Source organism: Saccharopolyspora endophytica (assembly GCF_018070075.1).
Taxonomy (GTDB): domain Bacteria; phylum Actinomycetota; class Actinomycetes; order Mycobacteriales; family Pseudonocardiaceae; genus Saccharopolyspora; species Saccharopolyspora endophytica.
In genome coordinates this window covers 25,191-50,277 of sequence record NZ_JAGPXE010000001.1, presented here as the reverse complement: position 1 = coordinate 50,277, position 25,087 = coordinate 25,191, and the positions used below count along the sequence as shown (strand labels likewise).

Genomic DNA, 25,087 nt, shown 5'->3' with positions numbered 1-25,087 from the left:
CACCGCGATCACCATAAGTCCGGATGGACCAGCGCACGAAAGCAGAACGCGATCGGGTGTGCACCGGGAGTGGTCGTCGCAGGCACGCGATGTCACCGGGGTGATGGGCGCGGCTGTCGGGGCCACCGCATACCCTTTACACGTGAAGGATGAGGTGCTGCTCGACGCAGGCGTGGTGACGCGTTGCCGTCGACGCGTGCACCTGGAGAACGACCCGGAGATGCGCGACGTCTCGACCGCGCCGCTGGACCTGGGCGTCGAGCAGCGCATCGCCGACGCCGCCGAGCACCGCCGCTCCGTCGCCGCCCAGCTGGGCGAGCTGCTGGGCGCGGACTGGACCGAGATCCCGCGCGGAGTGCCCTACGCCGAGCGCGCGCGGCTCACCCTCGACGCGATGGCCGAGGGCGTCCCCCACATCTCCGGCGCGCAGCTGCCCGACGACGCCGAAGGCGGCCGCCGCGGTGCGATCGACCTGCTGGTGCGCAGCGGCAACGGCTACGTCCCGGTCCTGGTGGTCCGGCACAAGATCACCGACCCCGGCAGCGGAGCGAAGGTCTCGCCGATCGAGCGACCGGTGCCCGAGGCCGCGAAGGTCGACACGACCCGCAAGATCCGGCCGCAGCCCCGCGACCAGCTCCGGCTGGTGCACGCGGTCCGGCTGCTGGAGGCGTGCGGGTACGACGCGGGAGACCGCACGGCCGGAGCGATCGGCGTCGAAGCCGACGTGGTCATCTGGCACGACCTGCGCAGCCCCAACTGGCCCGGCGGCCGCACCGCGCTCGCCGAGTACGACGCGCGCTTCGGCGACCGGCTCGCGGTGGCCACCGCCGCCGCCCAGGGCGGCGAACCGCTGGCGCAGCCGTCCCGGATCACCGAGTGCCGCGGCTGCCCGTGGTGGCCGACCTGCGAGTCCCAGCTGCGAGACCGGCGCGACGTGAGCCTGGTGGTGCGCGGCGAGGACGCCACCGTGCTGCGCGAGCGGGGCATCGCCACGATCGACGAGCTGGCGGGCACGCCCTTGGCGAGCGCCGAGGACCTGCAGCTCACGGGCGTGCGCAACACCGACGCGATCCTGCTGGCCAAGGCGTGGCTGCGGGAGATGCCGCTGGTGCGGCGGGTCCGCGACCTCGACGTGCCGCGCGGCGACGTCGAGATCGACGTGGACATGGAGAGCTACGCCGACGCCGGCGCCTACATGTGGGGCTGCTGGCTGTCGGGCACCGACATCGGTGAGGAGCAGGGCTACCGGGCGTTCGTCACCTGGGAGCCGCTGCCGGACGACGACGAGGCCCGGTCGTTCGCGGAGTTCTGGAGCTGGTTCACCGGTGTGCGCCGCAAGGCGTTCGAGCGCGGCCTGAGCTTCCGCGCCTACTGCTACAACGAGCTGGCGGAGAACCGCTGGATGCTGGCCTCGGCCGAGCGCTTCGCGGGCAAGCCCGGTGTTCCGCCGGTCTCCGAGGTCAAGGAGTTCATCAACTCCGCCGAGTGGGTCGACCTGTTCGCGGTGGTGCGCGATCAGTTCCTGTGCCCGAACGGCAAGGGGCTCAAGGTGATCGCCCCCAGCGCCGGGTTCGGCTGGCGCGATCCGGAGGCCAGCGGTGAGAACTCGATGCGCTGGTACCGCGACGCGGTCGCGCTGGACGGCGGCGAGCGGGACCTGACGCAGCGCGAACGCCTCCTCACCTACAACGAGGACGACGTCCGCGCCACGTACACGATCCGGTCCTGGATGACCTCCGACGCGGCGGATCAGATCCCGTACGCCGAAGACCTCTGACGCACCACCCGAGGACCGCCCACCGCGATCAGCGGGGTGCCATGCGAAGGGCTCCGTCCATGCGGATGACCTCGCCGTTGAGGTAGTCGTGCTCGACGATGTTCAGCGCGAGCTGCGCGTAGTCCTCCGGGGTGCCGAGGCGCTTCGGGAACGGCACGCCGTCGGCCAGGCCCTGCCGGAACTCCTCGCTGACCGTCGCCAGCATCGGGGTGTCCACGATGCCGGGTGCGATGGTCATGACCCGGATCCCGCTCGACGACAGGTCGCGCGCGGCGGGCAGGGTCAGGCTCGCGACGCCGCCCTTGGACGCGGCGTAGGCGGCCTGCCCGATCTGGCCGTCGTAGGCCGCCACCGACGCGGTGTTGATCACCACGCCGCGCTGCCCGTGCTGGTCGGCCTCGGTCTCGCCGATCGCGGCGGCGGCCAGCCGCATGACGTTGAAGCTGCCGAGCAGGTTGATCTCCAGGACCTTGCGGAACAGGTCGAGGTCGTGCACGCCCTTGCGACCGGCGATGCGGGCTGACGGGCCGATTCCCGCGCAGTTCACCACGATCCGCAGCGGGTTCCCGGATCCCGCGGCCTGGTCGACGGCGGTCTGCACCTGGTCGGCGTCGGTGACGTCGGCCGCGGTGTAGGTGATGCCGTCGACGATCGGAGCCTTCTCGATCGCGCCCGGCAGGTCCAGCGCGAACACCGTCGCACCCCGCCCGGCCAGTGCCCGCGCAGTCGCGGCCCCGAGCCCCGAGGCCCCTCCGGTGACGATCGCTGCCGTGTCGGTCATCTGCATTCTGGGTGTTCCTCCTGTGGAGAGTTGTGGTCGACCTGCTTGGCGGTGCCAGTAGCCGCCTGGCTCACGACGCCGGGCAGATGCTGTTCAGCGTTGCGAGGTCGTCGGGTCCCGGGATCCAGTTCGCGCTCTGCGCGTTGGCCTGGACCTGGTCGGGGGTGGTGGCTCCGGCGATGACCGAGGCGACCGGGTCCTGCGCGGCGAGCCAGCCGAGCGCCACGGTGCTCATCGTGATGCCGCGCTGCTCGGCGAAGATCCGCAGCTTCTCGATCCGCTCCCACGGGGCGTCGGCGAGCAGCTGCGCGCGCCCGGCCAGCCTGCTGTCCGCCGGGGGGATCTGGTCTCGCCGGTACTTGCCGGTCAGCAGGCCGTTGGCCAGCGGGAAGTACGGCAGCAGGCCGAGTCCGAAGCGCTGCGCGGCGGGCACGACCTCGCGTTCCACCTCGCGCGAGAGCAGCGAGTAGTGGTGCTGGCTGGACACCGGCGCGGTCAGGCCCGCCGAGTTCGCCGTCCAGGACGCGTCGGCGACCTGCCAGCCGGGCAGGTTGCAGTGCCCGACGTAGCGGATCTTGCCCTCGCGGACCAGGTCGTCGAGCACCGAGAGGGTTTCCTCCAGCGGTGTCAGCGGGTCCGGCCGGTGCAGCTGGTACAGGTCGATCCAGTCGGTCCCCAGCCGTCGCAGCGAGGACTCCACCGCGCGGCGCACGTAGCGGCGGGAACCGCGGGCACCGAAGTCCGGACCGTTGGTGCCCTGCATGTCCATGCCGAACTTGGTGGCGATGACCGCCAGGTCGCGCCGCCCGGACAGGGACTGCCCGAGCAGCTCCTCGCTGCGTCCGCGAGGTGAGCCGTAGGCGTCGGCCACGTCGAAGAAGGTGATGCCGGCATCCAGCGCCGCGTCGACGACGGCGCGGGCTCCGGCGAGGGTTTCGGTGGCGGTACCGGGTCTTCCGAGGTTGTTGCAGCCGAGACCGACCGCGCTCACCGCGAGACCCGATTCCCCCAGACGTCGCTGATCCACGCGCGCAGCCTAAACGGCAGGTTCCCAACTCGTCACCTGCGACATATAGCTCGTGAACTCTGAGCGAAGCGGGTTTTCCCAGCTCGAAGATGTGCCACGATCGATTTTCGAGGGGGCAGAGGCGACCGCCTGGTCGTACGAGGTGAAGGGGTTGGGGCCTGTGTTCGCCCGTCGAATCGTCGTTGTCGGCACCGGGTACGTCGGACTGACCACCGGTGCGTGTCTGGCTTCGCTCGGCCACCGGGTGGTGTGCAGCGATGTCAACGAGCAGAAGGTCGCCGAGCTGTCCCGCGGCGAGGTCCGCATCCACGAGCCCGGCCTGGCCGAGCTGGTGCAGGAGGGGATCGCCGCCGGTCGGCTGGAGTTCGTCGTCGGTTCCGCCGGTGCGGTCGCCGAGGCCGAGGTCGTGTTCCTGTGCGTGCCGACCCCGATGGGTTCCGGCGGCGCCGCCGACCTGGCCGTGGTGGAGGCCGTCGCCCGCGAGGTCCGCGACGTGCTGCCCACCGGGTGCGTGATGGTCACCAAGTCGACGGTCCCGGTGGGGACCTCGAAGCGGCTCGCCGAGCACCTGGGCCGCGAGGACGTCGCGGTGGTCAGCAACCCGGAGTTCCTGCGCGAGGGTTCGGCGGTGCACGACTTCCTCAACCCGGACCGCATCGTCGTCGGCTCCGACACCCAGGACGCCGCTGAGCGCGTCGCCGCCCTCTACGCCCGGCTGGGCGCGCCGACGGTGCTCACCGACGCGGCGAGCGCGGAGATGGTGAAGTACGCGGCGAACTGCTTCCTGGCCACCAAGCTGTCGTACGTCAACGCGATCGCGGAGCTGTGCGAGCAGCTGGGCGCCGACATCACCGACGTCACCGAGGGCATGGGCTACGACCGGCGGATCGGCCAGTCGTTCCTGCAGCCCGGACCGGGCTGGGGCGGTTCCTGCCTGCCCAAGGACACCGCGGCGCTGCTGCAGGTGGCCGAGGCGGTCGAGTTCGACTTCCCGCTGCTGCAGGCCACCATCTCGTCCAACTCGCACCAGCGGCAGCGGATGGTCGGCAAGGTCCGCGAGGCCTGCGGCGGTTCGCTGGACGGCGAGCGGATCGGGCTGCTGGGCCTGACGTTCAAGGCCGGCACCGACGACCTGCGCGACTCGCCCGCCCTGGAGGTCGCCCAGCTGCTGGGTGAGCAGGGCGCCGAGCTGATCGCCTACGACCCGGGTCTGCGCGGCGACGAACCGGAGCTGCCCGCCGGGCTGACGCTGGTCGACGACCCGTACCAGGCGGCGAAGGGAGCGTCGGCTCTGGTGCTGCTCACCGAGTGGCAGGAGTTCCGCGCCCTGGACTGGAACCTCATCGCCGAAGCCCTCAACGGCCTGGTCGTCGTCGACACCCGCAACCACCTCGACCCCGACGTCCTCCGCCGAGCCGGCCTCTCCTGGCGAGGAGTCGGCCGAACCCCGGTCGCAGCCCTCCCCTGAACCCCGGACCGCAGCCCTTCCTCAACCCACCGCCCCTGGACTCCTCGACGACCGCACCGAGACCCCCGGGCTGACCCGACTCACCGCCGCGATCCGCACCCGGATTACCGCCGTAATCAAGGACCTGAATACGGCCGTAATCGGGGACCTGAATACGGCGGTAATCCGGGTCGCCCGCGTCGAAAAGCGGTGGGGGCGGGGGTGGATGAGGGGTGGGTCGAACCCTCGTCATGGGGGTGTCGGAGATCTAGGGTGGGCGGGTGTTCACGACTCGCCCGGAGCTGGCCGGTACTCATGGGATGGTCGCCTCGACGCACTGGCTCGCCTCGGCGGCGGGGATGGCGGTGCTGGAGGACGACGGGAACGCCTTCGACGCGGCCGTGGCGGCCGGGTTCGTGCTGCAGGTCGTCGAACCGCACCTCAACGGGCCGGGCGGTGAGGTCCCGGCGCTGTTCGCCACCGCCGCCGACCCGCGACCGCGCGCGCTGTGCGGGCAGGGACCGGCGCCGGCCGGGGCGACGATCGAGCACTACCGCGATGAGCTCGGCCTCGACCTGATCCCGGGCACCGGACTGCTGGCGACCACGGTGCCCGGCGCCTGGGACGGCTGGCTGACGCTGCTGCGCGACCACGGCACCAAGACGTTGCGCGAGGTGCTCACCTACGCGATCGGCTACGCGCGCGGCGGATGTCCGATCGTGCCGCGCATCAGCGACACCATCGGCCTGGTCGCCGACATGTTCCGGCAGCACTGGCCGACCTCGGCGCAGCGCTGGCTCAACGCCGACGGCTCGGTGCCGGAACCGGGTTCCGTGGTGCGCAATCCCGTGCTCGCCGACACCTGGGAGCGGCTGCTGTCCGAGGCCGAGTCGGTGACCGGCCGGGAGGCGCAGATCGACGCCGCCCGCCGGGCGTGGTCGCAGGGTTTCGTGGCCGAAGCCGTGGAGGAGTTCGCGCGGATCCCGCACCGGGACAACTCGGGCCGCGATCACGCGGGCGTGCTCACCGCGCAGGACATGGCGGAGTTCGAGACGACCTACGAGCAGCCGCTGACCGTCGACCTGCCGGGCGGCTGGACGCTGGCGAAGTTCGGCATCTGGTCGCAGGGGCCGGCGCTCGCCCAGCAGTTGAAGCTGCTGGAAGGCCTCCCGGTGTCCTACGTGGACGGTGTCGCGCCGGTCGACGTGGTGCACGCGGCGGTGGAGGCCACCAAGCTCGCGTTCGCCGACCGCGAGGCCTGGTACGGCGACTCCGCCGACCCCGGTGTGCTCGCCGACCTCGTCTCCGACGAGTACGCCGCGCAGCGCCGGGACCTGATCGGCGCGACGGCGTCGCTGGACCTGCGGCCCGGTTCGCCCGGTGGACGCACGCCCGGGTTACCGGCGTTCGTCGCCGAGAGCCGCGGCGTCGGCGGGCTGTCGGATCCGAGCGGAGTCGGCATCGGCGAGCCGACCGTGCTGCCCAACGGCGAGAGCCGCGGCGACACGGTGCACATCGACGTCGTGGACCGCTGGGGCAACATGATCTCGGCGACCCCTTCCGGCGGGTGGTTGCAGTCCTCTCCGACCATCCCCGAACTCGGGTTCTGCCTGGGCAGCCGAGCCCAGATGTTCTGGCTGGAGGAGGGGCTGCCGAACTCGCTGGTGCCGGGCAAGCGCCCGCGCATCACGTTGAGCCCGTCGCTGGCGCTGCGCGGCGGCGTTCCCGCGCTGGCCTTCGGGACCCCTGGCGGGGACCAGCAGGACCAGTGGCAGCTGTGCTTCTGGCTGGCCCACGTCCACGGCGGGCTCGACCTGCAGGCCGCCATCGACGCCCCCGCCTGGCACAGCACCGCGTTCCCCCGCTCGTTCTACCCGCGCGAGTGGGAACCCGGTGCCGTGGCGGTGGAATCCCGCCTCGGTGCCGAGACCATCGCCGCGCTGGAATCCCGGGGGCACCTGGTGGAGGACAACGGCCCGTGGTCCCTCGGCCGCCTCTCCGCGGTGTCCAGGGATCCGGAGTCGGGCCTGCTCAAGGCCGCCGCCAACCCGCGCGGAGCCCAGGGGTACGCGGCGGGCCGCTGAGCTCACGCGGCCGGGAGGGTGGTCCCGAGCAGCAGCATCCGCAGGGTTCGCGCGGTCGCGTCGGTGATGAGCGCCGGTGCTCTGGTGATGGCGTCGGGCAGCGCCACCGGACCGGTGAGGATTCCGGTGATGGCGTCGATCCCGTGCTCGTAGCTGGTGTCGGCGCCCGGCCCGATGGTGCCGCAGAGGGCGATGACCGGTTTGCCGTGCCGCTTGGCGCGGCGCGCGACCTCGGTGGGGATCTTGCCGAGCGCGGTGGACGCGTCGATGGCACCCTCGGCGGTGATCACCAGGTCGGCGGTGCGCAGCCGCTGCTCCAAGTCGGTGCTGGTCAGGAACACGTCGAAGCGGGATTCCAGGCGCGCTCCGAGGACTCCGGCGAGCCCGGCGGCCAGTCCGCCCGAGGCGCCGGCGCCGGGCAGCTCGGCCAGGTCGGGGTCCAGCAGCCGCGCCCAGCTCGACATCGCCGAGGACAGCAGCTCGACGTCCTGCGCCGAAGCGCCCTTCTGCGGGCCGTAGCGGCGGGCCACCCCGTCCGGACCGGACAGCGCGTTGCGCGGGTTGACCGCGACCGTCATGTCCACTTCGGACATCCGGGGGTCGAGGCCGGAGGCGTCGATGCGGTGGGCGCGCAGCAGCTCAGCGCCACCGGGCCCGATCTCCCGGCCGGCCTCGTCGGTGATCCGCACGCCCAGCGCCTGCAGCGCTCCGGCGCCGCCGTCGCAGATGCCCGAGTCGCCGCAGCCGACGACGACGCGCCGCGCCCCGGTGTCCAGCGCCGCCCGGATCAGCTCGCCGACGCCCCGGCTCGTGGTGCGGCCGGGATCGCGTCTGCTGGGCGGGACCAGCGATAAGCCCGCTGCGGCGGCCATCTCGACGAACGCGGTGTCCTCGTCGAGCAGCGCGAAGTGGGCCGCGACCGGATCGCCGACCGGACCGGTGACGGTCACCCACACGAGCGTGCCGCCGGTGGCGCGGGCGAGCAGCCGGGCCGAACCCTCGCCGCCGTCGATCAGCGGCACGGTGTCGACCACGCTTCCGGGGATGACCCGCCGGATGCCGGCTTGGATGGCGTCGGCGACCTGCTCGGCGTCCAGGCATTCCTTGAAACCGCTCGGCGCGACGACGATGCGGAACATTCTTTCCTCCACGGTGGACTAGACGGACAAACCCAGCAGGGGCCAGACGAGCAGGGAGAACAGCAGCACCAGCGCGGCCGTCAGCGGCCCCAGGACGACGGCGAGCCTGCGCAGCTCGCGCGGCTCGTAGTGCTCGGCGAACATCGCGAGGGGCTTCGCCGAGGACGGCAGCGTGTGGCAGAAGCCGGCCGCCGCGGTCGAGGCGAACGCCACCGCCATCGGGTTGGCCCCGACGGCCAGCGCCGCGGGCACCAGCAGCGGGATCAGCACCGCCGACCGGGCCGACCGGGACGCGACCAGCAGGTGCAGCGCGGTGCTCAGCGCCACGACCGCGACCAGCAGCGTCACCGGGCTGTCGCCGACCAGCGCGTGACCGGCGATCCAGCTCGCCGCGCCGGAGTCGGTCAGCGCGGTGCCCAGTGCACCGGTCGCAGCCATGAACAGCAGCAGCGACCAGGGGATCTCGCCGACGGCCGCCTTCATCGGAACGGTCCCGAAGCGGGGCGAGGTGACCAGCAGCGCCGCGCCCAGGGCGATCAGCGCGGGCGGCAGCCCGTGCCAGGACTCGGTGCTCCACAGCAGCACCACGACGCCCAGCAGCGCTCCGGCCCGGACCTCGGCCGGCCGCAGCCGCTCGGGCACGTCCAGCCGGGCGCGCAGCTCGGCCACGTCCACGCGCAGCGGTGTCCGCCGGTCCGCACCGCCTGTCCGCAGCACCAGTTCGGCGGCCAGGTGCGAGCTGACCAGCGCGAACGGCAGTCCCCAGCACAGCCACCAGCCGAACGGGATGCCTTCGCCGGTGGTCGCCGCGAGCACCTGGCTGGTGATCAGGTGCGCTCCGGCGCCGGTGAGGGTGGCGACGGCGGACAGCAGGATCACCACCGGCACCAGCAGGCCGACGGTCCGGACCAACCGGTCCGGCAGGGCGGACGCCAGGCCTCGGTGCAGCGGCACGGCCATCGCGGCCCGGCCGCTGGTGCTGGGGATCAGCAGCGCGGTGCCGACCAGCCCGAGGGTGAGCAGGTGGCACAGCGACCGGGGCGACCGGGCTCGGCCGACCAGCCCGAGGGCCAGCCGCGCGGGCAGTCCGGTCCGGTTGATCCCGGCGGCCAGCATGAACGCGGCCACCAGCAGCCAGATCTGGTCCTCGCCGAGCGCGGCGAACAGCCGCTCGGACTCCAGCACCCCGAGCACCGCGAGCACGGCGGCGGCCAGCAGCGCGACGAAGGTGTCGTCGACCTTCGCGCGCGTCCACCCGACGATGGCCGCGCCGAACACCACCAACGTCAGCACCGCGTCGCGGCTCAACGACCCGTCGAGCCCTTGGGCCGGGACGGTGAGCACGGCCAGGACCCCGAAGACGCCGACGCCGGCGAGGGTGAACGCCACGGCCCATCCCCACCCGGCGACCGGGTCTGCTTCCACGCTGTTGACCTGCACGAGGAAGACTCTCCGGGGCCGGCCTGAGGCTTCCGTGAACCTCCGGTGAGAGCGCCTTCATCCAGGGTTTTCCACAAGCCTGTGGATGAAGTTATCCACAGGGCTGTGAGCTGCGTTGATGGAGGAGCTCAGGCGTGGTTATGCACAGCTGTGGACAGACTTATCCACAGCTGTGCACACCGCTCGCGGGCGCTCTTCCACACCCCGTGCCACCAGCCCGGTCCTAGCCGCCGAGGCGGTAGCCCATGCCGCGGACGGTCCCGATGTGGCCGTTGCCGATCTTGCGGCGCAGCGCGCGGACGTAGACGTCGACGACGTTGGAACCGGGGTCGAAGTCGTAGCCCCAGACGTGGGAGAGGATCTGCTCGCGGCTGAGCACCTGGCCGGGATGCCGCAGGAACAGCTCCAGCAGCGAGAACTCGCGCGCCGTCAGGTCCACCGTGCCGGTGGGCACCTGGGCGCGGCGGGTGCGCAGGTCCAGCGACAGCTCGCCGTCGCGCAGCACCGTGATCTCCTCGGCGCGCTCCGCCGAGCGCAGCCGCAGCCGGATGCGGGCCAGCAGCTCCTCGAAGCGGAACGGCTTGGTCATGTAGTCGTCCGCGCCGCCCTCCAGACCGGCGACCGTGTCGTGCACGGTGTCGCGCGCGGTCAGGATCACCACCGGCAGCGTCACCCGCTTCGCGCGCACCTCGCGCAGCACCGCGAACCCGTCGCGGCCGGGAAGCCCCAGGTCCAGCACGGCCAGGTCGTAGCCGCCGTCGACCAGGTGGTGCAGCGCGGTGTCCCCGTCGGCGACGACGGTGGTGGTGAACCCGTTGGCGCGCAGGCCCTTCTCGATGAACGCCGCGATGCGCTCCTCGTCCTCGACGATCAGGATCTTGCTCATGCCTCGTCCCCCGTGGTCTTCGCGGGCAGTTCCAGCCGGAAGGTCGCTCCCGAGCCGGGCGCGGAGCGGACCACGACCCGGCCGTGGTGCGCGTCGGCGATGGCCCGGACGATCGCCAGGCCCAGCCCGGCCCCGCCCTTGCGGCCGCTGCCGTGGCTGAAGCGCTCGAAGATCTTCTCCACCTCGCCAGGATCGACGCCCGGCCCCTCGTCGCTGACCCACAGCTCGACGGTGCCGTCGCCGACGGCGGAGCCGATGCGGATCGTCGACCCGGGCGAGGTGTGCTGCACCGCGTTCTGCGCCAGCTGCACCATCGCCTGGGTGATCCGCTGCCCGTCGAGCGAGAACTCGCCTTCGCCCATCTCCGCCAGCACCCACCGCCGGTCGCCCAGCGACCGCACCTTCGCGTCGATGTCGCTGGTCAGCTCGGCAAGCGACACCTCGGTGGGGGAGACGAAGTCCGGCCGGTCGGCCTTGGCCAGCACCAGCAGGTCGTTGACGATCCGCGTCATCCGGTCCAGCTCGTCGGTGCACAGCCGCACCACCTCGTCGCGCTCGGCGGGATCGACGCCGATCAGCTCCAGGTTGCCGCGCACGATCGTGATCGGGGTGCGCAGCTCGTGGCCGGCGTCGTCGACGAACTGCCGCTGGATGCGGAACGCGTCCTCCAGCCGGTCCAGCATCGCGTTGAACTGGTCGGCCAGCGCGGCGATGTCGTCGCGGCCCTCCACCGGGATGCGCCTGGTCAGGTCGTGCTCGGTGATCTCGGCGGCGGCCTGCCGCACCGCCCGCACCGGGGCCAGGATGAGCCCCGCCACCACCCAGGAGATCAGCGCGGCCAGCACCACGCCCAGGGCGCTGACCAGCAGCAGGACCCGGACGCTGCGGTCGACCTCGGCGGTCTCGGCGGCGATGTGGTGCTCGACGACGAACCAGGCGCTGCCGCCCTGCGCGGTCTCGGCCCGCACCTTCACCCAGCGCACCGGGCCGGCCGCGGTGTCCAGATCGCCGTGCGCGCGCGGGTCGTCGATGATCCGCTGCAGCACCGCCCGGTCGTGCGCGACGGCCTTGATCGGCTCGGTCTGCTCCTGCGAGACCACGCCGAGACCGCCCGCCGCCGGCCACGCGCCGATCAGCGCCTCGTCGGTGTCCGGGTACTGGTGGCCGAGGTAGTTGTGCAGCAGCGTTCCCGGGTCGGCGAGCATCCGGCCGCTGACCGGGTCCTGGCCGCGCTCGGCGAAGGCCACGAACTCCTTCGCCTCCTGCTCCAGCGAGTTGGTGACCCGGCGGTCGACCTCGTCGTGCAGGTACTCGCGGAGGATCACTATGACCGTCAGCAGCACCAGGACCAGCACCAGCAGCAGCCAGCCCATGATCTGGGCCCGTGCGGGCACGCGGGTGCCGCGGCGACCGGCGAGCCTGGTCAGCGGGCGAGTGGGCGGATCAGTCGTCATGGCCGTCGTCATCGTCGTCGTCATCGTTGGGCGCGGGCGGCGGCAGCTCGGCGGGCGGGGGCGGCACGTCGGACGGACCGGGAACGACGGGCACCGGCACGTCCGCGGACGGCCCGGGGCTGCTCGGGCCGGGCGTGCTGCCGACGCGCACGCTCTCCGGGATCTCGGGCGAGCGCGCCCCGCCGGTCAGCGCGAAGCTGATCAGCACGGCGACGATGGGCAGTGCGAGGGCCGCGAGCAGCAGGACTCCCCGGGGAACGGAACGCATGGACCCACTCTGACCTCTCGGGGACAACCGCAGGTGAAACCGGGATGAGAACGTCCTCATGTTCCTCGCCCGAACCGACGGCAGCAGCCTGCCGAGGGGCGATAACCTGCGAGCGGATTCACGACTCGGTGAGGGGCCCATGGACGAGCGGCTGATCGACTGGACCGGGGAGCGCTGCGTTCCCTGGACCGAAGACGTGCAGGTGGTTTACGAGCACTACCACCGGTACGCCCTGGCAGCCCCGTTCGCGCGGGGCAAGCGGGTCCTCGACCTCGCCTGCGGCGAGGGCTACGGTGCCGCGCTGCTGGCCGCCGGGGGAGCCGAGGTCGTCGGCGTCGACATCGACGAGCGGACCATCGCGCACGCCCGGCACAACTACGCGGGCCGCGACGTCAGCTTCGAGGTGGGTTCGATCACCGACCCCGACCTGCTGGCCGACGCCAAGCCGTTCGACGTCGTGGTGTGCTTCGAGGCCATCGAGCACGTCGCCGACCACGCGGCGGTGCTGCGGCTGGTCCGGTCGCGGATGAAGCAGGGCGGGCTGTTCCTGTCCAGCACCCCGGACACCGCCGTCTACAGCCACGAGCACGGCAACGACAACCCGTTCCACGTCAAGGAGCTCAGCGCCCGCGAGTACGAGTCGATGCTGGAGGAGTCCTTCCGGCACGTGGCGGTGCTCAAGCAGAACGTCACCGTCGGATCGCTGGTGGTGCCCGCCGATCACGGCGACCGCGACACCGCGATCGAAGGCGTCCGGCTGCAGACCATCGAGCGCAACGAGGCCGGCGACTGGGCGGTCAGCCAGGGCGTCCCGCACACCTACCTGCTGGGCGTGGCCTCCGACAAGCACCTGCCGAAGCTCCCCGCGGCGGCGGTGCTCACCGACGCGAAGCTGACGCTGGCCCGCACGGGCGACACGGCCGCGCTGATCGAGCAGCGCGACGAAGCCGTCGCCGACGTGGCCAAGCTCAACGAGCTCTACCAGCGCAGTCGCGACGAGGCCGAGGAGCTCAAGGGCGCCATCGCGCGGCTGGAGGAGCTGCGCAAGTCCGAGGAGCAGCGCGCCGACGTCCACAACCGGGAGCTCGCCGAACTCCGCGAGCAGCTGCGCGAACGCGGTCTGCAGGCGCAGCGCGACGCCGCCCGCGTGGAGTGGCTGCGCGACAGCGCCGCCCGCCTCGAGGGCAAGCTCGCCGACGCCGAGAGCCGCGCGGAGCGGCTCACCGCCGAGAACGCCGAGCTGTCCGCGCAGAACTCGGCGCTGGTGCAGCGCGCGGTCGGCAAGTACCGCCAGGTCGTCGAGCGGGTCGCCCCGCGCGGCACCACCCGTCGCGACGCCTACGAGATCGCGCTGGGCCGCAAGCCCGGCGTCCCGGCGGTCGCCGAGCAGGCCGAGAACGGGCCGCTGCCGGTGCCCTTCAGCGAGACGCCGCTGGTCAGCGTGATCGTCCCGGTGCACGGCAAGTGGTCCTACACCCGCCAGTGCCTGCGGTTCCTCGGCGGCCACCTGGTGTCGGTGCCGTTCGAGGTGATCGTCGTCGACGACGCCTCACCGGACGACAGCGCCGAGAAGCTCGCCGCCTGCGAGGGCGTGCGGCTGGTGCGGGCCGAGCGCAACCTCGGGTTCATCGGCGCCTGCAACCTCGGTGCCGAGCACGCGCGCGGCGAGTACCTGTTCTTCCTCAACAACGACGCCGAGGTCACCGAGTCCTGGCTGGACGTCCTGGTCGACACCATCACCTCCGATCCGCGGATCGGACTGGTCGGCGCCAAGCTGGTGTACCCGGACGGGCGGCTGCAGGAGTGCGGCGGCATCGTCTGGGCCGACGGCAACGGCTGGAACTACGGCCGCGGAACCGACGGCAGCGGCGCGGAGTTCGCCGTGCTGCGCGACGTCGACTACTGCTCCGGCGCGGCGATCCTGGTGCGCGAGGAGCTGTTCCGCCAGGTCGGCGGCTTCGACACGAGGTTCGCGCCCGCTTACTACGAGGACACCGACCTGGCGTTCGCGATCCGCGCCGCCGGCTACCGCACCGTCGTGCAGCCCAAGGCCGTGGTGGTGCACCACGAAGGCGTCTCCAACGGCACCGACATCGGTTCCGGGGTGAAGAAGCACCAGGAGCTCAACCGGCAGGTCTTCGTCGAGAAGTGGGCGGACGTGCTGCGCGCCGAGCACCTCCCGGAGGCGTCTCCGCGCAACCTGTGGCTGGCGCGCCAGCGCGGCGCGCGCGGTCACCACGGGCCGATCGTGCTGGTCAAGGACCACCAGGTGCCGCGGCCGGACTTCGACTCGGGTTCGGTGCGGATCTTCCGGGTGCTGCAGCAGCTGGTGGAGCTGGGGTACCGGGTGGTGTTCTTCCCCGCCAACCACGCGCCGCTGCAGCCCTACACCGAGAACCTGCAGCAGATCGGCGTGACGGTGCTGCCGCAGCCGGAGCTCCAGCAGGCGTTCCTGCACGAGGCCGGGTCGGAGATCTCCCTCGCGCTGCTGTCGCGCCCGCAGGTCGCGTGGAGCCTGGTGGAGGAGCTGCGCACCCGCGCACCGCAGGCCGTCATCGCCTACGACACCGTCGACGTGCACTTCCTGCGGCTGGAGCGGGAGGCTGAGCTCGCCGAGCGGCAGGGCAGGACCGACCGCGCGGAGTCGCTGCGCCGCAAGGCGTTCGCGTCCAAGCAGATGGAACTGGGCCTGACCAGGGCCTGCGACGTGACGCTGGTGGTCTCCGAGACCGAGCGCACGCTGCTGGGCGAGCTGGTGCCCGAGGCCGACGTGCGGGTGCTGTCCAACGTGCACGAGGTCGACCGCGCGCCCGTTCACGTCGAGGGGCGTCGCGACGTGGTGTTCGTCGGCAGCTTCGACCACCCGCCGAACGTGGACGCGGCCCGCTGGGCCGCCCGCGAGATCATGCCGTTGGTCCGCGAGCAGTGCCCGGACGCGGTCCTGCACGTCATCGGCAGCAACCCGACCGACGAGGTCCGAGCCCTGCAGGGGCCGGGGGTCGAGGTGCACGGCTGGGTCGAGTCGCTGGAGCCGCACTACGCGCAGGCCCGGGTCACGATCGCACCGCTGCGCTTCGGCGCGGGGGTGAAGGGCAAGGTCGGCGAGAGCCTCGCGGTCGGTGTCCCGGTGGTGGGCACGTCGGTCGCGATCGAGGGCATGCACCTCAAGCGGGGGCAGGACGTCCTGGTCGCCGACGACGAGGAGTCCTTCTCCGTCGCGGTGACCCGGCTCCTCACTGAGGACGAGACCTGGTCGGCCCTCGCAGAATCGGGCCGCACCGCCATCGAGGCCCAGTTCGGCCCGGCGGCGTCGCGTACGGCGCTCACGTCGCTGCTCACCAAGCTCGACACCACCGCCTGACGGTCCGAGCAAGAAGAACGGCCGCTCACCTCGGAGTTCGAGGGGAGCGGCCGTTCGCGTGCTGCGGGTTATTCGGTGACCGTGGGCGGCGTCTGGGTGAGCTGCTGGTCGAGGACGGCCTTGAAGGACTGCTGGGCCGCGTCCTTCTGCTCCGGCGGGCCGCTGACGTCGATGATCACCGCGTAGTTGTGCGCCACGTAGGCGGTGCGGAAAGTCGCGCCCGTGGAGACCACCGAAACGCCCTGGTAGGAGAGGTCTTCCATCTCGGAGAGGCCCTGCTGCGCGGCCAGGTACTTCTCGACGACGGTCTGGGCGGCGTTGGTGTCGGGCATCTTCAGCGCGAGCAGCGTCGTCTTCGGCTGCGCGCCCTCGGTGCCGTTGAACCAGCCCTCGACCAGGCCGTTCTGGAAGGCGGTGTCGAGCACGGTCTTCGGCTGCAGCAGTCCGCCCTTGGCGCCCTGCAGGTTGGGCAGGTCCAGCAGCCCGACCCACGGGTGCGCCGGGCCGTTCGCGGCCACCAGCACCTCCTGCGTCGTCGCCGGCGGGGCCTTGGCCGCGGGCGGGGCCGGCAGCTGCGAGGTGGTCGGCGCGGGCGGCGGGGGAGCGGCGGTCTCGCCCTCGGGACGGCCGCCGCCGCTGCTGCTGGTGAAGTAGAAGACCACCGCGACGATCACGACGACCAGCAGCACGGCACCGATGGACAGACCGGCGATCAGCTTGCCCTTGCCGGACTTGCCCGCCGACTCGAAGACCTCCGGGCCCTGCCGCATCCAGGACGCCTCGCCGGAATCGCCGGAGCCGGGCAGGTCATCGCCCCACGGCGTGCCGGTGGTCTCCACCGGGCCCCAGCCCTGCGGGCCCTGCTGCTGACCGGCCCACGGCGGCTGCGACTGGCCCCATTGCTGTTGCTGCTGCGGGGTTTGCGGAACGCTGACGATCTGGGTGCTGTTGGAGTCCGCGGGCGGCTGCTGCTGGTGCTGCTGGTGGAACGGGGTCGGCACGACCTGCGTGGCGTCGTCGCCACCCTGCTGCTGCGGCTGCTGCTTGGCGGCGTCGCCCCAGCTGAACGCGGGCGGGAACGGGCTCGACGGCTGCTGTTGCTGCTGGGCGGGCTGCTGCTGCGGGAACCCCCCGGACGAGGGATCAGCCTGTTGTGTCTGGTCCTGCTGCGGGAACCCGTCGGGGTTCGACTGCGGTGGCCCGGTCTGGCCGCCCTGCGCCCTGCCCAGCACGGTGTCCCTGCGCTGTCGGTACTCTTCGGCGGAAATTCGTCCCGCCGCGAGCTCGGCGTCGAGGTTCTGCAACTCGTCTTGCCAGGTCACCGATAGCGCCCTTTCCGGATTTCCATGAACGCCGCTGCTGCGAACGACGCCATTCTGGCACTGAGCGACACGTTCGCGGTGCACCGGCCGAATAACGATACGGTCTGCGGTCTGGTCCGGACGGGTGTCCGGGTTGTAAAGGGTCCCGAACCGCGGGGGCCCCGGCTAGGCTACGCAGCGTTGACGTCCGAGTCGGGCGCGAATCGATGGGGTGATCCGGGTTGAGTGTTGCGCGCGTCGTGCACGCTCGCCCTGAGTTGTTCGCCGCCCCGAACCACGGCTTCGCCTGGATCCGCATGATCGGTGCGCTGCTGGTCATCTACGGTCACAGCTCCCCGCTGGTCGGCAGCGGCGAGCTGTTCCCGCCGGAATGGCCGGTGCAGCCCGACGAGGGCGTGCTGATGGGGTTCTTCGCGCTCAGCGGTTTCCAGATCACCGAGAGCTGGATGCGCGATCCGCACGCGCTGCGCTTCGCGGTCAAGCGGGTGCTGCGGCTGTGGCCGCCGATGCTCACGGTGTCGGTCGGCATGGCCCTGATCGTCGGACCGATGATCACCGCGCTGCCGCTCGGCGAGTACTTCCGCGCGCACGAGACCTGGGGCTACATCGTCAACAACGCGGGTCTGCTGACGTTGCGGCACGACCTGCCGGGGGTGTTCGAGGACAACCCGTGGCCGGACGCGGTCAACGGCTCGCTGTGGACGCTGCCGATGGAGCTGCTGGCCTACGGCGGCCTGTTCGCGCTGCTGCTGCTGGGCACGGCCAAGAAGGACTTCCGTTGGTTGACGGTGGTCACGCTGATCGGCCTGATCGCCTGGGACCGGCACCTGGAGCAGACCCCGGGCGCGGAGTCGGCGGGTTCGCTGCTGAGCGTTCCGGTCGAGTCGCTGGTGGCGTTCCTGGTGGCCTTCGCGCTGGGCGTGCTGCTGAACCTCTACCGGATCCCGCTGTCGCCGCTGGCCGCGGGCGCGGGCCTGGTCGTGCTGGTGGTGATGGGCAACAACATCACCGCCTCGGCGTTCATGGCCTTCGCGGTCAGCTACGCGGTGATCGTGGCGGGGCACTTCTGGCCGGCGCGGCTGACGGTCCCGGGCGTGTGGGTCAACGGCAGCTACGGCGTGTACGTCTGGGGTTTCCCGGTGCAGCAGCTGCTGGCGATGGCCGGGATCGGTGACCAGTGGCTCATGCTGCTCTGCGCCGCTCCGATCGCCTACGTCCTGGGTACCTTGTCGTGGAAGTACGTCGAGGACCCCACGATGCGCTTGCGCCACCTCTTCGATCCCGCGCCCGAGAAGAAGCGCGAACCCGAACCGGAACCCGATCCCGAGGATTTCCCGACCGAGAAGGCGCTGCCTCTGCCCGAACCGGCGGTTCAACGGCCCCCCGAGCGACCCCGGCTCGCGCCGCCGCACCCGCCGGTGGGCGGTGCGCAGCGGCCGGTCGGGCCGCCGCCGGGCCGGGCGTTCCCGCCGGACCGGGGGTTCCCGCGTCGGCTGCCGCCGGAGGAGTCGCCGTTGTCGCGGCGGCTGTCCGGTGAGATCGACGAGCCGCCGCAGGGCAGGCACGCGCGCCGGCCGATGCCGCCGGAGGCCGGCCGCCGCGGCGATCCCAACCGGCTGGATCGCCGGTGACCACCGCGTACCCTGGAAACATGTTCGGTGCGAAGCTGAAGATGATCGACCCGTCGTCGGCGCTGCCCGGCCGTGACACCCCGATGCCGGTGGACGAGCGGCACGCGGTGTTCCCGGACCGTCGCATCGTCCCGCCGTTCCCGGAGGGCCTGGCCACCGCGGTGGTCGGCATGGGCTGCTTCTGGGGCGCGGAGCGCGTGTTCTGGCAGACCGAGGGCGTGTGGACCACGGCGGTCGGCTACGCGGGCGGCTACACGCCGAACCCCAGCTACGAAGAGGTCTGCTCCGGGCTGACCGGTCACACCGAGGCCGTCCTGGTGGTCTTCGACCCGAAGAAGATCAGCTACGCGCAGGTCCTCAAGGAGTTCTGGGAGAACCACGACCCGACCCAGGGCATGCGCCAGGGCAACGACCTCGGCACCCAGTACCGCTCGGCCGTCTACTGCGTCGACGACCAGCAGAAGGCCGAAGCGGAAGCGAGCCGCGAAGCCTTCCAGCAGGCCCTGACGGCGGCGGGCAAGGGCGAGATCACCACGGAGATCGCCCTGCTCCAGGACTTCTACTACGCCGAGAGCTACCACCAGCAGTACCTCTCGGATGCCAAGAACCCCAACGGCTACTGCGGCCTCGGCGGCACCGGCGTCTCCTGCCCGATCGGCCTCGGCGTCGAGAGCTGACCACCCCGAGCACCCCGCTGAGCGCGAGAACGGCGGGGTGCTGGAGGCGGGGTCCGTCCCCTAGTCGTGAAAAAAGCAGTGGGGCCGAGGTTGACAACCTCGGCCCCACTGCTGCGAGCGGATGACGGGACTCGAACCCGCGACCCTCACCTTGGCAAGGTGATGCGCTACCAGCTGCGCTACATCCGCGTATTCATCGCCTCCCGGTGACTTCCGCCCCCGGTGGGCTGTTGGTGAATACTTTAGCCCACGGTTCGGAGGCCGTTCACCGGGGGTCCCCTCCCGCGTCCGGTCAGCCGACCGCGCGGGTGGGGGTGAGCCGCAGCAGCACCCGGTTCTCCGAGCGCATGGCCTCGCGGTAGGACTCCCAGTTCTCGTGCTCGCCGGAGATCGAGCGGTAGTAGTCCTCCAGCAGCGGCAGGGCCTCGGGCAGTTCGACGATCTCGACGTCGGCGTCGACCTGGAACCAGCGCCCGAAGAACGCGTCCGGCAGCACGCACAGCCAGGCGCGCGGGTCGCGGCGGAGGTTGCGGACCTTGCCCGAACCGGACTTGGTGCTGATCACCACCCGGCCCTGCTCGTCCACGGTCGCCAGGACCGGTGTCATCAGCGGTGTTCCGTCGGTGCGCGGGGTTCCCAGCACCGCGCGGTGCTGGTCGCGGATCAGCTCGCGGGCCTCGTCGACGTCCATCCGGCACCTCCCGAATCAGATGTGCTCGGAGCGTAGTGGTTCGGCCGGGTTGTTTCCGGCCCGGAGGGTTGGCTCGGGCACCGGACATGATCGACAATGAGCGGGGTGTGGGTGGCCCGTTCCGTGCGTGCCATCACCCTCCGGGCCGATGACAGGAGCGGTACCGTGGCACCACGCTCGGTGACAGGTGTGGTTCGAGTGGCGAGTTGGCGTTCGAGTGACCAGCCCGGGTGGGCGGGGAGGCGACGATGAACCGGGTGGTTCGAGGCTCCGACGGCCGGGAGTGGACGATCAGGGCGAACCTGGAGTGGTCCAACCCGATCGTGGTGGACGAGTTCGAGCACGACGTCAACGGCGGTTCGACGCCGGCGATCGTGGTGGGCGGGGCGCTCGCGGCCCTGGTGGTGGTGTTCATCGCCTGGACGCCCGCCGAGGTCATCATCCCGACCTGGCTGATCGCGGTGATCGTGTGCGCGATCCTGTTCTTCCCGATCCGCTGGGTGCTGCACCGCCCGTGGACCCTCACCGCGTCCACCCCGGGTGACGCCGACGAGAACCCGCCGGAGACCTGGGTGGGCGTCGTGCGCGGGTTCATCGAGGTGCGCACCGAGGTCTCGCAGGTGGCCCGCCACATCGAGCTGTACGCGGAGCCGGACATGAACGGCAGGCTCCAGCCGACCGAGTGAGGCTCCGGCGGTGCGCCGCGCGCCGCTGCTGGTGAACACCGCCGCGCGGCTCCTCTTCTGCGGCACACTGGGGTCGTGCCCGAACTTCCCGAGGTGGAGGCGCTGGCCCAGCACCTCCGCGACCACGCCGTGGGGCGGACGGTGGCGCGCGTGGACGTCGCCTCGATGAGCGTGCTCAAGACCGCCGACCCGCCGTGGACCGCGCTGCACGGACGCGAGGTCACCGGTGCGGTCCGGCACGGCAAGTACCTCGACCTGGACTGCGGTGGCCTGCACCTCGTCTGCCACCTGGCGCGGGCCGGCTGGCTGCGCTGGTCGGACAAGCTCGCCGCGACCCCGCCGAAGCCGGGCCGCGGGCCGATCGCGCTGCGCGTCGACCTCGGCGGCGTGGGCTTCGACCTGACCGAGGCGGGCACCCAGAAGAGCCTCGCCGCCTGGATCGTCGACGACCCGGCCGTGGTCCCCGGGATCGCGAAGCTGGGGCCGGACGCGCTGGAGCTCGACGCCGACGGGCTGGCCGCGCTGCTGGACGGGCGGACCGAGCGGATCAAGACCGTGCTCACCGAGCAGTCCACGATCGCGGGAATCGGCAACGCCTACTCGGATGAGGTCCTGCACGCCGCCAAGCTCTCCCCGTTCGCCACGGCCGGCAGGCTCGACGCCGCGGCCGTGACCCGGCTGCACACCTGCGTCCAGGAGATCCTCCGCGACGCGGTGGAGCGTTCGCTGAACCAGGACGCCGCGCGGCTCAAGGCGGAGAAGCGGTCGGGGATGCGGGTGCACGGCCGCACCGGTTTGCCGTGCCCGGTGTGCGGTGACACGGTTCGGGAAGTCTCCTTCGCTGACCGGTCGATGCAGTACTGCCCGACGTGCCAGACCGGTGGGAAGCAGCTGGCGGATCGCAGGATGTCCCGGCTGCTCAAATAGTTGTCCACAGGTTGTGGACAACTGCTGGGGTTGTGCACAGGCCGTGCCTGCCGAACGGGCGAGCGGATTCCGCTGAATGGAACGGATCTGTACCGTTCACCGACGGAAACCCCGCACTGGCCGTAGCCGTCTTGATTCACAGCGTGCCGCTCGTGCAGATTGATGTTGTGGCGGAGTTGTTGACAGAGCGGACGGTCCTGACCACGCTCGCTGCGCTCGCCGTGCTGGGCATGTTCGTGCTGTTGTGCCGGGCGCGTCGGGTGAGCACATCGGTGGAGGACGCCACGCTGGCGGCTCTGCACCGGGTGACCAGAGCGGCGCCCTACCTGCGCGAGGGCCTGAACCAGGAGTCGGCGGACAAGACCGGTCCGCATCTGCGGGAACTGCTGGCCTGCGTCGCCGTCGGCATCGTCGACGGCGATGGAACCCTGCTGACCTGGGACGGCGAGGCCAACCACCACTACGCCGACCTGCGCACCAAGATCGAGCAGGTGCTGCGCACCGGCAAGCGCGACTTCCTCGACCACGGCGACGTGGTCTGCGAGCAGCGGCCGTGCCCGATGCGGCACGCGGCCGTGGTGCCGCTGGAGGTCGAGGGCCACGTCCGCGGGGTGCTGACGGTCATCGCCGACGGCGACCGCAAGCGGCTCCTGCGCGCCGCCGCCGAGGTCGCCCACCACGTGTCCACCCAGCTCGAACTCGCCGAGCTGCAGGAGTCCAAGGAGCGCCTGGCCCAGGCCGAGGTGCGCGCGCTGCGGGCGCAGATCTCCCCGCACTTCATCTACAACGCGCTGAACACGATCTCCTCGCTGATCCGCACCGACCCGGAGCACGCGCGCGACCTGCTGCAGGAGTTCGCCGACTTCACCCGCTACTCGTTCCGCAACAGCGGGCTCTACACGACGCTGGCCGACGAGATCCGCAACATCGACCGGTACCTGACGCTGGAGAGCGCGCGGTTCGGCCCGGACCGGCTCAACGTGCAGCTCAAGATCGCCCCCGAGGTGCTGCCGGTGGTGGTGCCGTTCCTGGCGCTGCAGCCGCTGGTGGAGAACGCCGTCCGGCACGGCCTGGCCAACAAGCCCGGTGGCGGGACGGTCTCGGTGACCGCCGAGGACAACGGCTCCGAGGCGCTGATCAGCGTCGACGACGACGGCATCGGGATGGATCCGGAGCTGCTGGACGCCGAGCTCGCCAACGCCCACCTCACCGGCGCGCACGTCGGTCTGGGCAACATCAACAACCGGATGCGCGCCACCTTCGGCAACGACTACGGGCTCGTGGTGGAGACCGAGAAGGGCGCCGGCATGAAGGTCATCATGCGCGTGCCCAAGTTCGCCCCCGGTGTCCGGCCCGAGCCGCTGGCGCCCGTGGACGAGCCCGGCGTGGGTTTGGCCGCCGGACCCGCCGCGGGCCGGTAGCGTCGAGGTATGGACGAGAAGGCACCCCAGAAGTTCGTCGACGCGGTCACGGCCAAGCTGCCCAAGGAGCTGACCGAGAAGTTCAGCGGAAAGCTGCCCGGCATGAACGAGCGCGGCCCGGTCGTGGCGGTGGTCAAGCTGCACGGCGTCATCACGCCGCAGCCGTCGCCGATGGGGCGGCCCTCGATCTCGCTGCAGAACGTGGACTCCGCGCTCAACCGGGCGTTCTCGCACGACCGCCTCAGCGCGGTGGTGCTGTCGATCAACTCGCCGGGCGGTGCGCCCACCCAGTCCGCGCTGGTCGCGGACCGTATCCGCGGCTTGGCGGCGGAGAAGGACGTTCCGGTGATGGCGTACTGCGAGGACGTCGCGGCCTCCGGTGGGTACTGGCTGGCCTGCGCCGCCGACGAGATCTACGCGCACCAGACCTCGCTGGTCGGCTCGGTCGGCGTGGTCAGCGCCAGCTTCGGGATGACCGGCCTGCTGGACAAGCTGGGTGTCGAGCGCCGGGTCTACGCCGCCGGTGAGAACAAGGTGCGGCTCGACCCGTTCCGCCCGGAGAAGGCCGAGGACGTGCAGTGGCTGCGCGGCCTGCAGGACGAGCTGCACGGGCAGTTCCGGGACTGGGTGCGCGAGCGCCGCGGCGACAAGCTGTCCGGCAGCGAGGAGGAGCTGTTCTCCGGTGAGGTCTGGACCGGCGCGAAGGCCGCTGAGCTCGGTCTGATCGACGGCGTCGGCACGCTGCGCGAGATCATCGAGCGCAAGTACCCGAACGCCCAGGTGCAGACCGTGGAGGGCCGCAAACCGCTGCTGGCGCGCCTCGGGATGTCCTCGGGCGTGTCCAGAAACCCCGTGGCGAACCTGGTTTCCGGGCTCGATGCGCTCGAACACCGCGCCATGTGGGATCGTTTCGGCCTGTAGAGGCTTGTGCTTCGGGTCCCTGCCGGGGAAGACTCGGCGGGGACCCGTTGTGCGCGGTGTTGCGGACAGAACTGATCCGGTTCGGGCAAGGGCCCCTCGCTCGATCAGCCCTGTGCGTTGATCCATTCGGGCGAAAATCGGCTTCGCGGGACAGATTCTTGTCTCCGGCCCCTCGTGGAGAACCCTCGTGCTGCGCTAACAACTAGGGTTCTGCGGCCACGTTCGCGGGATCGGCGGGAGGCCGGATGGGACATCGGGACATGGACAGTGCGCCGAAGGCGCGGCACGATATGGCGTTGCATTGAGTACACGAGAGAACCCCGCCGGGCTCGTCGTCCTCGCCGTCGACGACGAGCGGGCCGGACTTGACGAGATGAAATTCCTGCTCGGCAGCAACCCTCGCGTCGGGCGGGTGCTGACGGCGTTCGACGCCGCCGAGGCGCTTCGACTGCTGCGCAGCGACGATCCGGAGCTGATCGGCCGCCGCGACGAGGACGAGTCCATTGTGGACGCCGTGTTCGCGGACGTCTCGATGCCGGGGCTGTCGGGGATGGAACTGGCCCGGGTGCTCACCGCGTTCCGCAACCCGCCCGCGCTGGTGTTCATCACCGGGCACGAGGAGAACGCCCTGGAGGCGTTCGAGGTCGGGGCGCTGGACTACATCATGAAGCCCGCCAACGCCGACCGCGTCGACCGCGCGCTGCGCGGCATCGAGAAGAACAAGCAGCAGTCCGGCAAGAACGGCTCACCCCAGCCGCTCGAAGCCCCCACGCCCGAGGACGACGAGGTCATCCCGGTCGAACTCGCCGGCACCACGCGGATGATCCCGCGCAAGGAGGTCCGCTGGGTCGAGGCGCAGGGCGACTACGCGCGGCTGCACACCACCGAGGGCTCCCACCTGGTCCGGATTCCGCTGGCACAGCTGGAGGAGCGCTGGGGCGAAGCCGGGTTCCTGCGCATCCACCGGTCGTTCCTGGTCTCGCTCGCGCTGGTCACCGAACTGCGGATGTCCTCGTCCGGCTACTCGGTGGTCCTCGGCGGCGGGCCGCCCAAAGAACTGCCCGTGTCCCGCAGGCACACCAGGGAGCTCAAGGACCGCCTGGTGAAGGCGCCGCGCGAAAACTGGGGCCAGCAGTGAGCGGGAACG

General features: G+C 71.3%; 20 protein-coding genes and 1 tRNA gene. 11 read left to right on the top strand and 10 right to left on the bottom strand.

All coding sequences use genetic code 11. The annotated features are described in order from the left end of the window. Positions 1-142 precede the first annotated feature (142 nt). Positions 143-1,777: a TM0106 family RecB-like putative nuclease gene (locus KBO27_RS00225; RefSeq protein WP_210968015.1), complete on the top strand. Its 1,635-nt coding sequence runs from the start codon at positions 143-145 to the stop codon at positions 1,775-1,777. 28 nt (positions 1,778-1,805) lie between these two features. On the opposite strand, the gene KBO27_RS00220 is transcribed toward KBO27_RS00225, so the two are convergent. Beyond that, positions 1,806-2,564 (bottom strand): SDR family NAD(P)-dependent oxidoreductase, encoded by a 759-nt coding sequence (locus KBO27_RS00220; RefSeq protein ID WP_210968014.1) that lies wholly within the window; start codon positions 2,562-2,564, stop codon positions 1,806-1,808. A gap of 64 nt (positions 2,565-2,628) precedes the next feature. Further along, a complete protein-coding gene (locus KBO27_RS00215) occupies positions 2,629-3,585 on the bottom strand; it encodes an aldo/keto reductase (protein ID WP_210968013.1) in 957 nt (318 codons plus the stop codon). Between the two features lie 160 nt (positions 3,586-3,745). On the opposite strand from KBO27_RS00215, the gene KBO27_RS00210 reads away from it, so the two are divergent. Both KBO27_RS00210 and KBO27_RS00205 read left to right on the top strand, forming a co-directional pair. Next, positions 3,746-5,053 (top strand): UDP-glucose dehydrogenase family protein, encoded by a 1,308-nt coding sequence (locus KBO27_RS00210; protein WP_132677211.1) that lies wholly within the window; start codon positions 3,746-3,748, stop codon positions 5,051-5,053. Between the two features lie 260 nt (positions 5,054-5,313). Beyond that, a complete protein-coding gene (locus KBO27_RS00205; protein ID WP_210968012.1) occupies positions 5,314-7,116 on the top strand; it encodes a gamma-glutamyltransferase family protein in 1,803 nt (600 codons plus the stop codon). Positions 7,117-7,118: 2 nt separating this feature from the next. Here KBO27_RS00205 and KBO27_RS00200 read toward each other — a convergent pair whose 3' ends face one another. The 5 genes from KBO27_RS00200 to KBO27_RS00180 all read right to left on the bottom strand — a co-directional run bounded on the left by KBO27_RS00200 (position 7,119) and on the right by KBO27_RS00180 (position 12,303). Next, on the bottom strand, positions 7,119-8,255 hold the full coding sequence (locus KBO27_RS00200; RefSeq protein ID WP_210968011.1) for a glycerate kinase: 1,137 nt from the start codon (positions 8,253-8,255) through the stop codon (positions 7,119-7,121). Between the two features lie 18 nt (positions 8,256-8,273). Next, the gene (locus tag KBO27_RS00195) at positions 8,274-9,695 is read right to left on the bottom strand and encodes an SLC13 family permease (protein WP_307870168.1); all 1,422 of its coding nucleotides are present in this window, start codon (positions 9,693-9,695) and stop codon (positions 8,274-8,276) included. Between the two features lie 223 nt (positions 9,696-9,918). Continuing rightward, positions 9,919-10,581 carry a response regulator transcription factor gene (locus KBO27_RS00190; RefSeq protein WP_210968010.1) on the bottom strand — a complete coding sequence of 221 codons (663 nt, stop codon included), beginning with the start codon at positions 10,579-10,581 and terminating at the stop codon, positions 9,919-9,921. Further along, positions 10,578-12,035 carry a sensor histidine kinase gene (locus tag KBO27_RS00185; protein ID WP_210968009.1) on the bottom strand — a complete coding sequence of 486 codons (1,458 nt, stop codon included), beginning with the start codon at positions 12,033-12,035 and terminating at the stop codon, positions 10,578-10,580. Before KBO27_RS00185 ends, KBO27_RS00190 begins: the two co-directional genes overlap by 4 nt. Further along, entirely contained in the window at positions 12,025-12,303 is a 279-nt protein-coding gene (locus tag KBO27_RS00180) for a hypothetical protein (protein WP_210968008.1), read from the bottom strand. The genes KBO27_RS00185 and KBO27_RS00180 overlap by 11 nt, the downstream gene beginning before the upstream one ends. A gap of 139 nt (positions 12,304-12,442) precedes the next feature. Here KBO27_RS00180 and KBO27_RS00175 point away from each other — a divergent pair, with 139 nt between their 5' ends. Then, a complete protein-coding gene (locus KBO27_RS00175) occupies positions 12,443-15,664 on the top strand; it encodes a glycosyltransferase (protein ID WP_210968007.1) in 3,222 nt (1,073 codons plus the stop codon). Between the two features lie 68 nt (positions 15,665-15,732). Here the strand turns inward: KBO27_RS00175 and KBO27_RS00170 are convergent, their stop codons facing one another. Then, complete coding sequence (locus KBO27_RS00170; protein ID WP_210968006.1) at positions 15,733-16,986, bottom strand: hypothetical protein; 1,254 nt, start codon at positions 16,984-16,986, stop codon at positions 15,733-15,735. A 221-nt stretch (positions 16,987-17,207) separates the two neighbouring features. Between KBO27_RS00170 and KBO27_RS00165 the strand changes: the two genes are divergently transcribed. Beyond that, on the top strand, positions 17,208-18,617 hold the full coding sequence (locus KBO27_RS00165; protein WP_246536076.1) for an acyltransferase family protein: 1,410 nt from the start codon (positions 17,208-17,210) through the stop codon (positions 18,615-18,617). A gap of 20 nt (positions 18,618-18,637) precedes the next feature. Then, positions 18,638-19,294 carry a peptide-methionine (S)-S-oxide reductase MsrA gene (msrA, locus tag KBO27_RS00160; protein ID WP_210968005.1) on the top strand — a complete coding sequence of 219 codons (657 nt, stop codon included), beginning with the start codon at positions 18,638-18,640 and terminating at the stop codon, positions 19,292-19,294. Between the two features lie 116 nt (positions 19,295-19,410). Here msrA and KBO27_RS00155 read toward each other — a convergent pair. Both KBO27_RS00155 and KBO27_RS00150 read right to left on the bottom strand, forming a co-directional pair. Further along, positions 19,411-19,483, bottom strand: a tRNA-Gly gene (locus KBO27_RS00155). Positions 19,484-19,586: 103 nt separating this feature from the next. Next, a complete protein-coding gene (locus KBO27_RS00150) occupies positions 19,587-19,985 on the bottom strand; it encodes a PPOX class F420-dependent oxidoreductase (protein WP_210968004.1) in 399 nt (132 codons plus the stop codon). Between the two features lie 248 nt (positions 19,986-20,233). On the opposite strand from KBO27_RS00150, the gene KBO27_RS00145 reads away from it, so the two are divergent. The 5 genes from KBO27_RS00145 to KBO27_RS00125 all read left to right on the top strand — a co-directional run bounded on the left by KBO27_RS00145 (position 20,234) and on the right by KBO27_RS00125 (position 25,078). After that, positions 20,234-20,671 (top strand): DUF983 domain-containing protein, encoded by a 438-nt coding sequence (locus KBO27_RS00145; protein ID WP_246536075.1) that lies wholly within the window; start codon positions 20,234-20,236, stop codon positions 20,669-20,671. A 75-nt stretch (positions 20,672-20,746) separates the two neighbouring features. Further along, the gene (locus KBO27_RS00140) at positions 20,747-21,598 is read left to right on the top strand and encodes an Fpg/Nei family DNA glycosylase (RefSeq protein WP_210968002.1); all 852 of its coding nucleotides are present in this window, start codon (positions 20,747-20,749) and stop codon (positions 21,596-21,598) included. A gap of 167 nt (positions 21,599-21,765) precedes the next feature. After that, a complete protein-coding gene (locus tag KBO27_RS00135; RefSeq protein ID WP_132677624.1) occupies positions 21,766-23,019 on the top strand; it encodes a histidine kinase in 1,254 nt (417 codons plus the stop codon). Between the two features lie 9 nt (positions 23,020-23,028). Then, a complete protein-coding gene (locus KBO27_RS00130; RefSeq protein WP_210968001.1) occupies positions 23,029-23,940 on the top strand; it encodes a S49 family peptidase in 912 nt (303 codons plus the stop codon). A 301-nt stretch (positions 23,941-24,241) separates the two neighbouring features. Then, complete coding sequence (locus KBO27_RS00125; protein ID WP_210968000.1) at positions 24,242-25,078, top strand: LytR/AlgR family response regulator transcription factor; 837 nt, start codon at positions 24,242-24,244, stop codon at positions 25,076-25,078. The last annotated feature ends 9 nt before the right edge of the window (positions 25,079-25,087 follow it).

What these genes read in the sequence shown, in the direction of transcription:
- KBO27_RS00220 (WP_210968014.1), bottom strand. Translation starts at nt 2,564, where the DNA reads ATGCAGATGACCGACACGGCAGCGATCGTCACCGGAGGGGCCTCGGGG.
- KBO27_RS00200 (WP_210968011.1), bottom strand. Translation starts at nt 8,255, where the DNA reads ATGTTCCGCATCGTCGTCGCGCCGAGCGGTTTCAAGGAATGCCTGGAC.
- KBO27_RS00190 (WP_210968010.1), bottom strand. Translation starts at nt 10,581, where the DNA reads ATGAGCAAGATCCTGATCGTCGAGGACGAGGAGCGCATCGCGGCGTTC.
- KBO27_RS00185 (WP_210968009.1), bottom strand. Translation starts at nt 12,035, where the DNA reads ATGACGACTGATCCGCCCACTCGCCCGCTGACCAGGCTCGCCGGTCGC.
- KBO27_RS00180 (WP_210968008.1), bottom strand. Translation starts at nt 12,303, where the DNA reads ATGCGTTCCGTTCCCCGGGGAGTCCTGCTGCTCGCGGCCCTCGCACTG.
- KBO27_RS00175 (WP_210968007.1), top strand. Translation starts at nt 12,443, where the DNA reads ATGGACGAGCGGCTGATCGACTGGACCGGGGAGCGCTGCGTTCCCTGG.
- msrA (WP_210968005.1), top strand. Translation starts at nt 18,638, where the DNA reads ATGTTCGGTGCGAAGCTGAAGATGATCGACCCGTCGTCGGCGCTGCCC.
- KBO27_RS00150 (WP_210968004.1), bottom strand. Translation starts at nt 19,985, where the DNA reads ATGGACGTCGACGAGGCCCGCGAGCTGATCCGCGACCAGCACCGCGCG.
- KBO27_RS00145 (WP_246536075.1), top strand. Translation starts at nt 20,234, where the DNA reads ATGAACCGGGTGGTTCGAGGCTCCGACGGCCGGGAGTGGACGATCAGG.
- KBO27_RS00130 (WP_210968001.1), top strand. Translation starts at nt 23,029, where the DNA reads ATGGACGAGAAGGCACCCCAGAAGTTCGTCGACGCGGTCACGGCCAAG.